Here is a 15220-nt window from a genome sequence, read left to right on the forward strand (position 1 = left end):
TCCACGCCTATGCGTTTAAGTTTCATGCGGGCTCCCCCTCCGGGATTGTTTGTTTCGTAACCTACAGTCTGGCGCAATGACGCCGTAGGAGGGAGGAGTCCATCTCATTGTACGCGGTGGATCAGGCGGCTTCGGCTTCGGCTTCGGTCGGCAGCGTGACCGGCGTTTCCAGTTGCAGGGCGCTGGCGATCATGGCCTGGCTGTGCCGGGCCAGTTCGTTACGGCTGCGTGAGGCGCTGGGAATCGGCGCGAGCAGGTGTATCTCCACCTCGCAGGCCGGCTGCGAGAGCAGGCGCAGCAGGTGCGAGAGCATGTCGTCATCGCCGACGAAGGGCGCTACCGGACACGGTTGGCCATCGCGCAAATAACGGATGGCCACAGGTTGCAGCGCCACGCCGCTGTCGATGGCGCTGCTCAGCAGACGGCCATGGAAGGTACGCAGGGCCAGGCCGTCGGTGGTGGTGCCTTCGGGAAATATCAGCAGGTGATGACCCTGCTGCAGATGGCGAGTGAGCTGCTGGCCGACCTGGCTGCTGTCGCCCGCACCGCGGCGGATGAACTGCGTACCACCCTTGTGTGCCAGCCAGCCGGCGACCGGCCAGTCGCGCACCTCCGCCTTGGACAGGAAGGACAGCGGCTGCAGAGCGCCCAACAGCGGAATGTCGGTCCATGACACATGGTTGCTGACCCACAGCATCGGTTGCGTCGGCAGCTCGCCCTCGACCCGCACGCGAAACGGCAGGGCGCCACCCAGGCGTGCCAGGAACCCGCGGGTCAGACGTTGGCGCAGCGGCATCAGGTCATGCCGAACCACCCGCTCGAACAGGCTGACGATGCCGGCCAGCAGGGCGCCAAAGGCGATTACCAGGGCCAGATGAAAGAGGCGCAGGGACAGACGCAGTTTGGCCATTGAGGCCTCCGCTTGAGGACGAGTGGCGGCATTATCCATTGATAGAGTCGTTTGGCGATGCTTGGGGGCATGCTGATGTGTAGGAGCGAGCTCTGCTCATGAATGCTGGACACTCTCGTTCGCGAGCAGAGCTCGCTCCTACAGCCGGGTGTCAGACTGCCGCCTTGAAGTGCCGGGCATAGCGCGGGCACAGCTCGTCGCGCTTGAGCAGGATGAACACGTCGGCCACCTGGAAGTCGCGATCCCAGCAGGGCTCGCCGCAGATCTTCGCGCCCAGGCGCATGTAGGCCTTGAGCAGTGGTGGCATCTCGGCGATGACGTTGCCCGGCAGATCCAGCTGTGGCAGCGGGTGCTTCGGCTCGGCGCGCAGGTGCTCGGTGCACAGGTAGCGTTCGCGCAGGCGCTGCATGATGGCCTGGGCCTGGATGCCGCCGTCCTGCATGGAGATGCTGGCGCAGCCCATCAGGTAGCGGTAGCCGCCTTCGTTGAGCACCTCGGCCAGTTCGCCCCAGAGCACGGCGATGGTGGCGCCGTTGCGGTAGGTGACATCGACGCAGGTGCGGCCGATTTCCAGTACCGGGCCTTCCAGTCTGGCCAGGCCGTGCAAGGCGAATTCCTCTTCGCTGTAGTAGCGGCCGAGACCGGCGGCGGCCTGGTGATCGAGCAGGCGAGTGGTGGCGACCAGTTCACCGCTGTTGAGATCACGCACGCCGATATGGCTGCAGTGGATGTCGTAGTCGTCCATGTCCAGACCCAGTTCGGCGCCGTTGAGCTTGGCATCGAATTCCGCGCTGAACACGCGGTAGCGCAAGGCCTGGGCTTCACGCAGGGCGGCGGGGCCTTGCAGGCGTTCGGCCTGCAGACGGCGAGCGGTTTGAGTCATGCCAGATCCTCCGTGTGCCGGCTGAATGCTTGCAGCCGGTCGATCTTGTTGGGCAAGCTCAGGCTAGGTAGCTGTGGTGTCACCACCGTGACGCTTTTTTGATGCTTATATGACGGCGCTCGAAGCGCTGCTGCGAGGAGGCCCGTGATGCCCTGGTCGAGTCTGTTTCAGCCTGTCGAGCGCCTGTCTGCCGAGCAGGGCCTGGAGGACTGGTACGCCCGTCTGCTGACCCGCCTGGGGGATACGCCGCAACCCTTCGAGCTGGCACTGGTGGGCGGCCTGCTGGCGGCCACGCCGTGGTTGGCGTTTCTCGCCGGCTATCAGGCGGCGTTGCGCATGCTGTGGCCGGCGGCGCCCTGGACGGCAGGCGCGCTGTGCGTGACGGAGAACCGCAGCACCCGCCCGGCGGACATGAACACACGTATCGACGGCCTGCAGATCACGGGGCGCAAGGATTTCGTCACCGCTGCCGAATGTGCCGACTGGCTGCTGGTGGCGGCGCGCGAGGAGGACGAGGGGCAGGCGCCGCGTCTGGCTCTGGGCGTGGTACGCCAGGGCGCGCCAGGTGTGCGTATCGAGCCGCTGCCGGCCCTGCCGTTGATGCCGGATATCGGCCATGCGCGACTGCACCTGGAACAGGCCCACGGCGAGCGCCTGGCCGGCGACGGCTGGGGCGACTACGTTAAACCCTTCCGCACCCTGGAAGACGTGCATGTACTTACCGCTGTTGTCGCCTGGCAGTTTGGCGTGGGGCGCGATTGTGCCTGGCCTGAAACGCTGCTATTGCGCCTGCAAGCGCTGCTGGCCGGTTGTGCCGAGGTCGCGCGGCAGGCGCCCGATGCGCCCACCACCCATCTGCTGCTGGCCGGGTTGTTCGCCGAGCAGCAGGCGTTGGCCGTTGAACTGAAGGTGGCCTTTGCCGGCGGGCCTGTGCACTGGGCCGAGCTGTGGCAGCGCGACAAGGGCTTGCTGCGCATCGCCGAGGCGGCACGCAGCAAGCGCCTGGAGAAAGCGCGGCGGATTGTCGCCGGCCGTTGACCCATATCAGTACCCATTGTTGCTTGCGCGCCTAAGCTTGCCTCGCGTTTCTTCTACGAGGTTTCCATGCGCCGCGAGCCCATCGTGCTGTTCGATAACGGCAGCCACCAATGCCTGATGTTCGATGACCTGGTCAGCGGCGAGGGCGTGCAATCCAACCAGTTCCTGATCACCGACAACGAACAGTATCTGCTGCTCGACCCGGGCGGTGACCTGACCTATACGCCGCTGTCGCTGGAACTGTCCAAGCATATTCCGGTGCAGGATCTGACCTACATCTTCGCCTCGCACCAGGACCCGGACATCATCGCCTCGCTGGACAAGTGGCTGCTGCACACCCGCGCGCGGGTAATCTGCTCCAAGCTTTGGGCGCGTTTTTTGCCGCACCTGACGGCCAATTACCTGGCGTTGAGCCGTGGCATCAATACCTATGACCGCATCATCGCGCTGCCCGATCGTGGCCAGAGCATCCCGTTGGGCAAATGCACGCTCAAGGCCGTGCCGGCGCACTTTCTTCACTCGGTGGGCAACTTCCAGGTCTATGATCCGGTGAGCAAGATTCTGTTCTCCGGTGACATGGGCGCCTCGCTGGTCGATGATGCCTCGCCGGTGCGTGACTTCGTCAATCACGTGCCCAACATGGAAGGTTTCCATCGTCGCTACATGGCCGGCAACAAGGCCTGTCGCCTGTGGGCGGCGATGGTGCGGCAGATGGATGTGGAAATGATTGTGCCGCAGCACGGCCGGCCCTTCGTCGGCCCGGAAATGATCAGCGCCTTCCTCTACTGGATCGAGAACCTGGAATGCGGTCTCGACCTGATGGGGCCGGAGGATTACCAACTGCCCAAATGAAGGTGAGAGATGGCGTTTTCGTCGCTTCAAGCCGTCATCATGGCCATGCTAGGGTGCGCCACGATTTCTGATCGAGGCCGTCCATGTCCATCTCCTTGCTTCGTCGACTGAGCCTGGCGCTCGGTTTCAGCCTGGCTGCCAGCAATGCCTTGGCGGAAAACTGGCCGCAACCCGACTGGCAGAGCCAACCCCGTATCGAGAGCCCCGCGCTGGCCGAGCTCGAACAGTACGCCTTCCCGAAGCGCGATGACGTCGAGCGTACGGGCGTGCGCACCGATGCGCTGCTGGTGATCCGCGACGGGCAGATCGTTTACGAGCGCTACGCCGAACCGACCACGGCGCGGACCGCGCACCTGACCTGGTCGATGGCCAAGAGCCTGCTCGCCACCACCCTCGGCGTCGCTTACGCCGAGGGGCGCTTCAAGCTCGATGCACCGGCCGCGCAGTACTACCCGGCGATGGCCGAGCACCCGCAGATCAAGATCGGTCACTTGCTCAACTGGGCCTCGGGCCTGGCCTGGGAAGAGGACTACGAGTACGCGCCGCTGAAATCCTCGGTAGTGGCCATGCTCTACACCCGCGGCCGCGCCGACATGGCGGCCTTCACCGCTGCGCATGCGGCGGACGCTGCGCCGGGCACGCGCTTTCGTTATTCCAGTGGCGACAGCAACGTGCTGGCTGCCGCGTTGCGCGGCATGGTCGGCGAGCAGGTTTACGCCGACTATCCCTGGACAGCGCTGTTCGAGCCGCTGGGCATTACCAGCGCGACCTGGGAGCGCGACGCCAGCGGCACCTTCGTTGCGTCGTCCTATGCCTACCTGAGCGCGCGCGACCTGGCCCGTGTCGGCCTGCTGATGCAGCGCGGCGGTCGCTGGGGCGAGCGCCAGTTGCTGCCGGCTGCCTGGGTCGATTTCGTCTCCACGCCTTTCGCTGGCTACCAGCCGCAGTTGGCCAAGTCGGGGGATGCCGTGCCAGGCGGGCATTGGTGGCTCAACGCCGAACTGCCAGGCAGCACGCGGCCCTGGCCGGATGCACCGGCCGATACCATCGCCGCGCTCGGGCATTGGGGGCAGGGGCTGTACGTGATGCCACAAGAAAACCTGCTGGTGGTGCGTTACGCCGATGACCGTGACGGCAGCTTCCAGCACAACGACCTGCTCAAACGCGTGCGTGCGGCCTTCGCCGCGGAGGTGCAGCCATGATCCGTCGCCATCCGATCCGCAGCGCGCTGGTGCTGCTGTTGGTTCTGCTGCTGGCCTGGGCCTGGCCTAATCGCGCCCATCTGGCCGCCTTCCCCGACATCATCGGCGCCTACACGGCCAAGGAGTACTGCTCCTGCCGCTACGTCAGCGGCAACCCGGCGGCCTACTGTGAAGGCTATGTGAAGCAGTACGTGCCGATCAGCAGCCTGCTGGATGACGAAAGCGCCAAGCGTGTGACCGCCAGCGGCCTTGGCCGCAACCACAGCGCTGTCTGGCTGGGTGAGCGGCAGGGCTGCCAGTTGCTGCCGAGCAAGTAGGGCGGGTGAAACCCGCCACCTCGGCAGCGGCGGGTTGCACCCGCCCTACGGTTCTGTGCGCGCCGGGCTTTGCAAGGCTCGCGCAGGCGACTATCGTTGCCGCTTGGTCATGCCGTTTTTCGAGTTCTCATGCGCCGTTCGCTTCTCGCCCTGTTGCTTGCCGCTGCCTTGCCCGTCCACGCCGACTGGTACCTGGACAACGAGTCTTCGCGGCTGTCGTTCATCTCCACCCATTCCGGCAGTCAGTCGGAGGTGCATCGCTTTCTCACCCTGCACGGGCAGATCGCCGCCGACGGTCGCGCGCGCCTGCGCGTGGATCTTGACTCGCTGAGCACCGGTGTCCCTCTGCGTGACGAGCGCCTGCGCACCATGTTGTTCGACACTTCACGTCTGCCCGAGGCGCGCATCAGCGCCCAGGTCAACCTGCCGCAACTCACCGACCTGGCACCCGGGGCACAGCTGGAACTGCGACTACCGCTGCAACTGACCCTCAACGAGCACAGCCGCGAGTTGGACAGCGAGCTACTGGTGACTCGCCTGGATGATCGACGCTTTCAGGTGGTGACCCTGGCTCCGCTGGTGTTGCATGCCGAAGACTTCGCCCTGGCCAGTGGCGTCGAGGCGCTGCGCAAGGTCGCTGACCTGCCTGCCATCAGCCTGTCGGTGCCGGTGGGCGCCGTGCTGATCTTCACGGCGCGGTGAGCGTGCACAAGCGCGGCCGCATCTTTCCCTGGCGGGGTGGCAATCGCTTCGAATTGCTGCTGGACGGGCCGGTGTTTTTCCCACGCATGCTGGCGGCCATCGAGGGCGCGCTGCAGCAGGTGGAAATCGAGCTTTACCTGATCGAGGACGGCCGCTGCAGTGAGCGCCTGGTCGATACCCTGTGCCGGGCGGCCGAGCGCGGCGTGGCGGTGCGCGGCCTGTTCGATGCCTATGGCGCGGCGGGGCTGGGAGTCGCGCTGCGTGAACGCATGCAGGCCGCGGGCGTGCAACTGCGCTGGTACAACCCGGTGCGTTGGCGGCGTGGCATCCGCAACTTTCACCGCGACCACCGCAAGCTGCTGCTGGTGGATCAGCGCCTTGCTTACGTCGGCGGCACTGGTTCTACCGACGAGTTCTGGCTGCCAGACGAGCCCCGCAGCCCCTGGCACGAAGTCATGGTGGAAATGGAAGGGCCGCTGGTGGGCGACTGGCAGCAGTTGTTCGAGCAACTCTGGCTGGCGCGCTTTTCCTGGCGCCCGAGCCATCAGCCGGCCGCGCTGAGCCTGCCCGAATGCCCGCCAGCAGGGATTGGCCTGGGGCGTGTGGCCTATGCTGACGCGGCGCAGCACCGCGACATCCTGCTGTCGCTGCTACGTGCCTTGCGCGGGGCCAAGCAGCGGGTCTGGCTGGCCACACCGTACTTCCTGCCTACCTGGAAAATACGCCGTGCCCTGCGCCGCGCAGCGGCCCGTGGCGTCGAAGTACGCCTGTTGCTGGCCGGGCGCCACACTGACCATCCTCCAGTACGTTTTGCTGGCCAGCGCTACTACCCCAAGTTGCTCAGGGCTGGAGTGCGGATCTTCGAATACCAGCCGCGTTTTCTGCACCTGAAGATGGTGCTGGTGGACGACTGGGTCAGCGTCGGCTCGTGCAACTTCGACCACTGGAACCTGCGCTTCAACCTCGACGCCAACGTCGAGGCGCTGGATCCGGATTTCACCCGGGCAGTGACGGCCAGCTTCATCGAGGACTTCGGCGTCAGCCGCGAGATCACCCTCGATGATTGGCACCAGCGCCCCTGGTGGCGCCGTGCGCAACAGCGCCTGTGGGGTTGGCTGGATCGGCTGGCGGTGAATCTGCTCGATCGCTGGCGTTGAGACAGGCTCGCTCGGAACGCTGAGCGGGCCTGATGGCTTTTAGCCGAGGAAGTAGAACGCGCCGCTGATGACGATGCCCGAGTACAGCAGCATGATCAGGCAGTAGCCCATGATGTCGCGCGCGCCGAGGCCGACGATACCCAGCAGCGGCAGTGCCCAGAACGGCTGGATCATGTTGGTCCAGGCGTCGCCCCAGGCAATCGCCATGGCGGTAACGGTGGTCGACACACCCAGCGCCTCGGCAGCCGGCAGCATGATCGGCCCTTGCACGGCCCACTGGCCACCACCGGACGGCACGAACACGTTGACCACGCCAGCGCTGAGGAAGGCCAGCAGCGGGAAGGTGTCGGCCGAGGACCAGGAGATGAACGCTTCGGTGATCTGCCGGCCGAGGGAAATACCGTCGGCGTTGGCGCCCATCATCATGCCCATGATCCCGGCGTAGAAGGGGAACAGCAGGACGATGCCGCCGATGCCGCGCACGCTCTCGTCCACCGCGCGCATGTAGCGCTCCGGGGTGCCGTGCATCAGCAGGCCGCTGAACAGGAAGATGGCGATGACCACATCCAGGCCAAGCACGAAGCCCTTGGTGGCGAAGTGGTTGAACAGGTAGATACCGGCCATGGCCACCAGTGCCAGACCGAGGATGCGGCTGTCGTCCAGGCGCTGCGCCGGGGTTTCACGAGCCGGCAGTTCCGCGCGCGCTTCCACCAGTTTGGCCGGGTCGGCCACCTTGGCGCCCTGGCGCGGATGCATGGCGCGGTTGAGCAGCGGCAGGCCGATGAACAGCAGCGCCACGATGGTCAGGTTCAACGGGCTGAACAGGGTTTCGGTGATGCTCACCGGGTCGGTCAGCACGCCTGCGGTGATGCGCGCCAGATCCGGGCCGCCGGTGGCCATGGACAGCGGAATCGAGCCGGCCAGGCCGCCGTGCCAGACCAGGAAGCCCGAGTAGGCCGAGGCCACCAGCAGCGGGTAATCGACGCCATCGACCTTGCGTGCCAGGGCGCGGGCGAACACCGCGCCGATTACCAGGCCGAAGCCCCAGTTGACCCAGCAACCGACCAGCGCCACCAGGGTGACCATGATAATCGCCTGGCCCGGCGTACGCGCCATGCCGGCCAGACGGTCGAGTTGACGGTTGATGATCGGTGCGCTGGCCAGGGCGTGTCCGGTGACGAAGATCAGCGCCATCTGCATGGCGAAGCCGAGTAACGTCCAGAAGCCGCCGCTCCAGTGCTGCACCATGGCCGGCAACGATTGGTTGGTGGAGAGGATGCCGGCGAGTAGTACGCCCAGCGTGAGCAAGGCGGAGAACACGAAGGGCGAGGGCAGGTACTTCTGTACCAGGCTCACGCTCATGCGGGTGAGGGTATTGAACATCGATGACGCCTCTTTCTTATGGTTGTGTAAGGGCTGTTCCAGGCATTCAGGTCGGTTGTGCCTGGCGGGTGGAAATGACAACGCCCGGCCGGAGCCGAGCGGATGGTTGTGTTGCTCCGTAGGGCGGGTGAAACCCGCCGGTTCCGATAGTGGCGGGTTGCACCCGCCCTACGGTTTCGCGCTTTACTCGCGCTCGATGGCCAGGGCCACGCCCTGGCCGCCACCGATGCACAGCGTGGCAAGGCCTTTCTTGGCATCGCGGCGGATCATCTCGTGCAACAGGCTGACCAGCACGCGGCAGCCCGAGGCGCCGATGGGGTGGCCGAGGGCGATGGCGCCGCCGTTGACGTTGACCTTGTCGGCATTCCACCCCAGCTCCTGGCCGACCGACAGCGCCTGGGCGGCGAAGGCTTCATTGGCTTCGATCAGATCCAGGTCAGCCAGGCTCCAGCCAGCTTTTTCCAGGCAACGACGGGTGGCCGAGACCGGGCCGATGCCCATGATCGCCGGGTCGACGCCGGCATTGGCGTAGCCGGCAATCTTCGCCAGCACCGGCAGGCCCAGCGCCTGTGCCTTGGCCGCGCTCATCAGCAGCACGGCGGCGGCGCCGTCGTTGAGGCTGGAGGCGTTGCCGGCGGTAACGCTGCCGTCCTTCTTGAACGCCGGCTTGAGCTTGGCCAGGGATTCGGCGGTGGTGCCGGCGCGTGGCTGCTCGTCACGGGCGAAGGCGACGGGGTCGCCCTTGCGCTGCGCGATCAGCACTGGAGTGATCTCGGCGTCGAAGCGACCGGCTTCGATGGCGGCCACGGCCTTCTGCTGCGACTCGGCGGCGAAGGCGTCCTGGGCTTCACGACTGATGCCGTACTTCTCCACCAGATTCTCGGCGGTGATGCCCATGTGGTAGTCGTTGAAGGCGTCCCACAGGCCATCGAGGATCATGCTGTCGAGCATCTGCGCGTGGCCCATGCGCAGGCCGGTGCGGGCCTTGGGCAGTACGTAGGGCGACAGGCTCATGTTCTCCATACCACCGGCGATCACCACCTCGGCATCGCCGCAACGAATGGCCTGGGCAGCCAGGTGCAGTGCTTTCAAACCCGAGCCACAGACCTTGTTCAGGGTCATGGCCGGTACGGCATGCGGCAGGCCGGCGCGGATGGCGGCCTGACGGGCGGGGTTCTGGCCGGAACCTGCGGTAAGTACCTGGCCAAGGATCACTTCATCGACCTGGGCCGCGTCGAGGCCGGTCTGCTCCAGCAGGCGCTTGATGACGATGGCGCCGAGTTCCGGCGCGGGTATATCGGCCAGGCTGCCCTGGAAGCTGCCGATGGCGGTGCGGGTGGCGGCGACGATGACGACGTCTTGCATGGGATGACTCCTCTCGGCTGATGGGCCGCGTATTGTGGGAGGGGCTTTAGCCGCGACGAGAAAGTCTCGCCGCTAAAGCGCCTCCCACAATGTAGAAAAACGCCTCGAAGACGCCGTGCGTGGTGGCGCCTTCGAGACGGTAGACAACCTAGAACTGCATTTCCGGGACGTGCTCGGGGACGATCAGCTTGCCGGCGGTCTTGGCGACGATTTCCTCGACGCTCACGCCCGGTGCGCGCTCGCGCAGGATGAAGGCGTTGTCCTCGATCTCCAGATAGGCCAGGTCGGTCAGCACCTTGCGAATGCAGCCACAGCCGGTCAGCGGCAGGCTGCAATGCTCCAGCAGCTTGGATTCGCCGTCCTTGGAGGCATGGGTCATGGTGACGATGATGTTGTCGGCGCCGGCCACCAGATCCATGGCGCCGCCCATGCCCTTGACCAGCTTGCCGGGGATCATCCACGAGGCGATGTTGCCGCGCACGTCCACCTCGAAGGCGCCGAGCACGGTCAGGTCGACGTGGCCGCCACGGATCATGGCGAAGGACTGCGACGAGTCGAAGATCGCCGCGCCCTTGATCGCGGTGACGGTCTGCTTGCCGGCGTTGATCATGTCGGCGTCCACTTCCTCTTCGGTGGGGAAGGCGCCCATGCCGAGCAGGCCGTTCTCCGACTGCAGCATCACCTGCATGCCCTCGGGCACGTAGTTGGCCACCAGGGTGGGGATGCCGATGCCGAGGTTGACGTAGAAGCCGTCCTGCAACTCGCGGGCGACGCGCTGAGCCATTTGTTCACGGGTAAGAGCCATGGTCTTTCTCCTCAGGCGCGCAGCGTGCGTTTTTCGATGCGTTTCTCGAAGCTGCCGCAGATCAGCCGGTCGACGTAGATGCCGGGGGTGTGAATCTGCGTCGGGTCGAGTTCACCGGGTTCGACGATCTCCTCGACCTCGACCACGGTGATGCGCCCGGCGGTGGCGACCACCGGGTTGAAGTTCTGCGCGGTATGGCGGTAGACCACGTTGCCGAAGTGGTCGGCCTTCCAGCCCTTGACGATGGCGAAGTCGCCGGTGATGGCCGGCTCGAGGATGTAGTAGCGGCCGTTGATCTCGCGCGCCTCCTTGCCCTCGGCGACCGGGGTGCCGTAACCGGTGGCGGTGAAGAAAGCGGGGATGCCGGCGCCGCCAGCGCGCAGCTTCTCGGCCAGGGTGCCTTGCGGGGTGAGTTCGACTTCCAGCTCGCCGGAGAGCAGTTGCTGTTCGAACAGGGCGTTCTCGCCGACGTAAGAGGCGATCATCTTGCGGATCTGCCGGTCTTCCAGCAGCACGCCGAGACCGAAACCGTCGACACCGCAGTTGTTGGACACCACGGTCAGATCGCGCACGCCGCGACGGCGGATCTCGGCGATTAGATTCTCGGGGATGCCACACAGGCCGAAACCGCCGGCCAGTACGGTCATGCCGTCCTGCAGGCCGTCCAGGGCTTCTTCATAGCTGCCGACGCGTTTGTCGAGTCCGCTCATTCGAGGCTGCCTCTCTTGTCGTTATGGGGCAGGAGCACTGCCAGGCTGCGGTCAAGCTTCAGTGTTGCGAGCTTATTTGTTAAGTTTGTTTTTCCTCTTGATTGATCAGGTAAATAAATCAATGACCGTCAAGCAGCTACGCGCCTTTCTCGCCGTGGCGCAGAGCCTGAGCTTCGCCCAGGCCTGCGAGCGCCTGCATCTGTCGCAGCCAGCACTGAGCCTGGCGATCAAGAACTTGGAGCAATCGCTCGGCGGCCAGTTGCTGGTGCGCACCACCCGCAGCGTGGCGCTGACGCCGGAGGGTGAGACGTTGTTGCCGATTGCCGTGCGCCTGCTGGCCGACTGGGACAACGCCGAGGATCTGCTGCGTCAGCACTTCACCCTGCAGATGGGCAAGGTGGCGGTAGCGGCCATGCCGTCGTTCGCCGGCAACCGTTTGCCGGCGGCGCTGCGCGCGTTTCGCGATGCCTACCCGCGGGTCAACGTGGCGGTGCACGACGTGATCAACGAACAGGTGATGGAGATGGTGCGCGACGGTCGCGTCGAGCTGGGCATCGCCTTCGAACCAACGACACTGGATGGCTTGCAGTTTACCCCCCTGTACGAGGACCGTTTCGTCGCCGTGGTGCCTGTCGCCAGCGAGTTGGCCGAACAGTCCGCGCTGACCTGGGCACAGCTGCTGGAACAACCCTTTATCACCCTGCAACGGCCCTCGGCGGTGCGTTTGCTACTGGAAGACAGCGTGACCGCCAGCCACGGCAAGCTACCGGTGGCGTTCGAGAGTCATCAGTTGGTCACGGTCGGGCGCATGGTCGCCGAAGGCCTCGGCGTCAGCGCCGTGCCGCAGCTGTGCCGGCAGCAGATGGAAGAACTGGGTGCGCGCTGCCTGCCGCTGAGCGAGCCGCAGGTGTCGCGTCGTGTCGGCCTGCTGCACCAGGCCGGACATCAGCTGTCCAGCGCGGCGCAGGCGTTGAGCGAGGTGCTGCTGCATCAGGTCGGGCAGTAGGGCGGGTGAAACCCGCCGCCTGCGTTGTGGCGGGTTGCACCCGCCCTACGAGCCTAGAGCTGAATCAGGTCTGCCGGGGTGTCGATGTCCTGCAGTACGCCAGGATCGTTCAGCTCGACGATGCGCACAGCCTCGGGGTGCTGCTGCAGCACCGGCTTGGCGCCAGCATCGCCGCTCAGCGTCGCGAGCTGCGGCCAGAAAGCGCGGCCGAACAGCACCGGATGGCCGCGTTTGCCCTGGTAGCTGGGCAGTACGATGGTGTTCGCGATGGCGTGAGCGAACAGGGTTTCCAGGCTGTCACGGCGAATCGCAGGCATATCGGCGAGAAAGATCGCCACGGCGTCAGCGCTCGATTCGGCCAGTAGTCGCTCGGCACCTGCCGCCAGGCTGTGGCCCATGCCCTGCGCGGTGGCCGGGTTCTGCACGATACGCACACCCGTCGGCAGATCCAGCTCTGCCGGCGCTTCGTCTGGGCGTAACACCAGCCAGACCTCTTCCAGCATCGAGCAGGGCAGTGCCAGGCTGGCGCTGAGCAACGAGCGTCCGTCGCCAAGTTGCAGGCGGCGCTTGTCGGCACCGAAGCGGCGGCTGTAGCCGGCCGCCAGCATCAGCGCTGCGACCTTGTGGGCTGGGCGCTCGCTGACCATGTTCAGCCGGCCAGCCCGGCTGCTTTGGCGCGCGCAGCGTGCAGTTTCTTGTAGCTGTCGATCAGGCGCAGGTGCTTGTCCAGGCCTTCCAGTTTCATGCTGGTCGGTGTCAGGCCATGGAAGCGCACGCTGCCGTCCACCGAGCCGATCACCGCGTCCATGCGCTCGTTGCCGAACATACGGCGTAGGTTGTGCTCGTAGTTGGCCAGTTCCAGCTCGTCGTCCAGCTGGATCTCCAGCACAGCGTTGACCGCCTGGTAGAACAGGCCGCGCTCGACGGTGTTGTCGTTGTACTGCAGGAAGGCCTCGACCAGCTCCTTGGCATCGTCGTATTTCTTCAGCGCCAGGTTGATCAGCAGCTTCAGCTCGAGGATGGTCAGCTGGCCCCACACCGTGTTGTCGTCGAACTCCACGCCGATCAGCGTGGTGATGTCGGTGTAGTCGTCGACTTCGGCGTTGTTCAGGTTGCGCAGCAGCGACTTGAGTTCGCGGTCGCTCAGGGCGTGCAGGTTGAGGATGTCCTTGCGGAACAGCAGCGCCTTGTTGGTGTTGTCCCAGATCAGGTCCTCGACCGGGTAGATCTCCGAGTAGCCGGGCACCAGGATGCGGCAGGCGTTGGCGCCGAGGTCGTCATAGGTGGCTACGTAGACCTCCTTGCCCATGTCCTCGAGGATGCCGAACAGGGTCGCGGCTTCCTGTTCGTTGGAGTCGCTGCCTTCGCCGGAGAAATCCCACTCGACGAATTCGAAGTCCGGTGTGGCGCCGAAGAAGCGCCAGGAGACCACGCCGCTGGAGTCGATGAAGTGCTCGACGAAGTTGTTCGGCTCGGTCAGTGCCAGGCTGTCGAAGGTCGGCTGCGGCAGGTCGTTGAGGCCCTCGAAGCTGCGGCCCTGGAGCAGCTCGGTGAGGCTGCGCCCCAGCGCCACTTCCAGGCTCGGGTGCGCGCCGAACGAGGCGAACACGCCGCCGGTGCGCGGGTTCATCAGGGTCACGCACATCACCGGGAATTCACCACCGAGCGATGCATCCTTCACCAGTACCGGGAAGCCTTGTTCTTCCAGGCCCCGGATGCCGGCGACGATGCCCGGGTACTTGGCCAGCACGTCCTGCGGCACGTCCGGCAGGCACAGCTCGCCTTCGAGGATTTCGCGTTTCACCGCCCGCTCGAATATCTCCGACAGGCACTGCACCTGAGCCTCGGCCAGGGTGTTGCCAGCGCTCATGCCGTTGGACAGGTACAGGTTCTCGATCAGGTTGGACGGGAAATACACCGTCTCGCCATCGCTGCGGCGCACAAAGGGCAGCGAGCAGATGCCGCGTGCGGTGTTGCCCGAGTTGGTGTCGAACAGGTGCGAGCCGCGCAGTTCGCCATCCGGGTTGTAGATGGCCAGGCAGTGCTCGTCGAGGATTTCCTTGGGCAGCGCATCCTTCGGCCCCGGCTTGAACCAGCGCTCGTTGGGGTAGTGGACGAATTCGGCAGCGGCGATGTCCTCGCCCCAGAACTGGTCGTTGTAGAAGAAGTTGCAGTTCAGCCGCTCGATGAACTCGCCCAGGGCCGAGGCCAGGGCGCTTTCCTTGGTCGAACCCTTGCCGTTGGTGAAGCACAGGTTCGACTGCGCGTCGCGGATATGCAGCGACCAGACGTTGGGCACGATATTGCGCCAGGAGGCGATCTCGATCTTCATCCCCAGCTCGGCGAGGATGCCCGACATGTTGGCGATGGTCTGCTCCAGCGGCAGGTCCTTGCCCGGGATGTAGGTGGTGGTGTCACTCACCGGCATCAGCAGCGCCTGGGCATCGGCGTCGAGGTTGTCCACTTCCTCGATGATGAACTCGGGGCCTTGCTGCACCACCTTCTTCACCGTGCAGCGGTCGATGGAGCGCAGGATGCCCAGGCGATCCTTCTCGGAGATGTCCGCCGGCAGCTCGACCTGGATCTTGAAGATCTGCGCGTAGCGGTTCTCCGGGTCGACGATGTTGTTCTGCGACAGGCGAATGTTCTCGGTGGGAATGTCGCGCGTCTGACAGTACAGCTTGACGAAGTACGCCGCGCACAGGGCCGAGGAGGCCAGGAAATAGTCGAACGGCCCCGGCGCCGAGCCGTCGCCCTTGTAGCGAATCGGCTGATCGGCAATCACCGTGAAGTCATCGAACTTGGCTTCGAGGCGAAGGTTGTCGAGAAAGTTGACCTTGATTTCCATGGGGCAATACCAGCGAGCGAAACAAAATGGCCGCCATTATCC

General features: G+C 65.2%; 15 protein-coding genes. 7 read left to right on the top strand and 8 right to left on the bottom strand.

Translation table 11 applies throughout. The annotated features are described in order from the left end of the window. Positions 1 to 121: 121 nt before the first annotated feature. Both DBO86_RS25270 and olsB read right to left on the bottom strand, forming a co-directional pair. Positions 122 to 910 carry a lysophospholipid acyltransferase family protein gene (locus DBO86_RS25270; RefSeq protein WP_074859335.1) on the bottom strand — a complete coding sequence of 263 codons (789 nt, stop codon included), beginning with the start codon at positions 908 to 910 and terminating at the stop codon, positions 122 to 124. Positions 911 to 1061: 151 nt separating this feature from the next. After that, positions 1062 to 1793 carry an L-ornithine N(alpha)-acyltransferase gene (gene olsB, locus DBO86_RS25275; protein ID WP_003459597.1) on the bottom strand — a complete coding sequence of 244 codons (732 nt, stop codon included), beginning with the start codon at positions 1791 to 1793 and terminating at the stop codon, positions 1062 to 1064. A 147-nt stretch (positions 1794 to 1940) separates the two neighbouring features. On the opposite strand from olsB, the gene DBO86_RS25280 reads away from it, so the two are divergent. The 6 genes from DBO86_RS25280 to DBO86_RS25305 all read left to right on the top strand — a co-directional run bounded on the left by DBO86_RS25280 (position 1941) and on the right by DBO86_RS25305 (position 7061). Further along, the gene (locus tag DBO86_RS25280; RefSeq protein ID WP_108235195.1) at positions 1941 to 2831 is read left to right on the top strand and encodes an acyl-CoA dehydrogenase family protein; all 891 of its coding nucleotides are present in this window, start codon (positions 1941 to 1943) and stop codon (positions 2829 to 2831) included. Positions 2832 to 2897: 66 nt separating this feature from the next. Further along, a complete protein-coding gene (locus DBO86_RS25285; RefSeq protein ID WP_003459601.1) occupies positions 2898 to 3683 on the top strand; it encodes an oxygen-binding di-iron domain-containing protein in 786 nt (261 codons plus the stop codon). 83 nt (positions 3684 to 3766) lie between these two features. Then, positions 3767 to 4885 (top strand): serine hydrolase domain-containing protein, encoded by a 1119-nt coding sequence (locus DBO86_RS25290; protein ID WP_084341565.1) that lies wholly within the window; start codon positions 3767 to 3769, stop codon positions 4883 to 4885. Continuing rightward, positions 4882 to 5202 (top strand): amidase, encoded by a 321-nt coding sequence (locus DBO86_RS25295; RefSeq protein ID WP_108235196.1) that lies wholly within the window; start codon positions 4882 to 4884, stop codon positions 5200 to 5202. Before DBO86_RS25290 ends, DBO86_RS25295 begins: the two co-directional genes overlap by 4 nt. Positions 5203 to 5331: 129 nt before the next feature. Continuing rightward, positions 5332 to 5904, top strand: coding sequence for a YceI family protein (locus DBO86_RS25300; RefSeq protein WP_108235197.1), 573 nt, complete (start codon positions 5332 to 5334; stop codon positions 5902 to 5904). Positions 5905 to 5906: 2 nt separating this feature from the next. Continuing rightward, positions 5907 to 7061, top strand: coding sequence for a phospholipase D-like domain-containing protein (locus DBO86_RS25305; RefSeq protein WP_244185620.1), 1155 nt, complete (start codon positions 5907 to 5909; stop codon positions 7059 to 7061). Positions 7062 to 7100: 39 nt separating this feature from the next. On the opposite strand, the gene DBO86_RS25310 is transcribed toward DBO86_RS25305, so the two are convergent. From DBO86_RS25310 to DBO86_RS25325, 4 genes are all read right to left on the bottom strand, one after another. After that, complete coding sequence (locus DBO86_RS25310; protein ID WP_108235199.1) at positions 7101 to 8444, bottom strand: short-chain fatty acid transporter; 1344 nt, start codon at positions 8442 to 8444, stop codon at positions 7101 to 7103. Positions 8445 to 8627: 183 nt separating this feature from the next. After that, complete coding sequence (locus DBO86_RS25315; protein ID WP_108235200.1) at positions 8628 to 9809, bottom strand: acetyl-CoA C-acetyltransferase; 1182 nt, start codon at positions 9807 to 9809, stop codon at positions 8628 to 8630. A gap of 148 nt (positions 9810 to 9957) precedes the next feature. Continuing rightward, entirely contained in the window at positions 9958 to 10614 is a 657-nt protein-coding gene (locus DBO86_RS25320; RefSeq protein ID WP_108235201.1) for a CoA transferase subunit B, read from the bottom strand. Positions 10615 to 10625: 11 nt separating this feature from the next. Then, a complete protein-coding gene (locus tag DBO86_RS25325) occupies positions 10626 to 11324 on the bottom strand; it encodes a CoA transferase subunit A (RefSeq protein ID WP_108235202.1) in 699 nt (232 codons plus the stop codon). A 121-nt stretch (positions 11325 to 11445) separates the two neighbouring features. Here DBO86_RS25325 and DBO86_RS25330 point away from each other — a divergent pair, with 121 nt between their 5' ends. After that, positions 11446 to 12330, top strand: coding sequence for a LysR family transcriptional regulator (locus tag DBO86_RS25330; RefSeq protein WP_003459617.1), 885 nt, complete (start codon positions 11446 to 11448; stop codon positions 12328 to 12330). Between the two features lie 53 nt (positions 12331 to 12383). On the opposite strand, the gene DBO86_RS25335 is transcribed toward DBO86_RS25330, so the two are convergent. Beyond that, positions 12384 to 12977 (bottom strand): nucleotidyltransferase family protein, encoded by a 594-nt coding sequence (locus DBO86_RS25335; protein WP_108235203.1) that lies wholly within the window; start codon positions 12975 to 12977, stop codon positions 12384 to 12386. A 2-nt stretch (positions 12978 to 12979) separates the two neighbouring features. Then, positions 12980 to 15178 carry an OsmC domain/YcaO domain-containing protein gene (locus DBO86_RS25340; RefSeq protein ID WP_108235204.1) on the bottom strand — a complete coding sequence of 733 codons (2199 nt, stop codon included), beginning with the start codon at positions 15176 to 15178 and terminating at the stop codon, positions 12980 to 12982. Positions 15179 to 15220: the final 42 nt, after the last annotated feature.

It is taken from the genome of Ectopseudomonas oleovorans, from assembly GCF_003052605.1.
In the GTDB taxonomy this organism is placed as follows: Bacteria; Pseudomonadota; Gammaproteobacteria; order Pseudomonadales; family Pseudomonadaceae; genus Aquipseudomonas; species Aquipseudomonas oleovorans_A.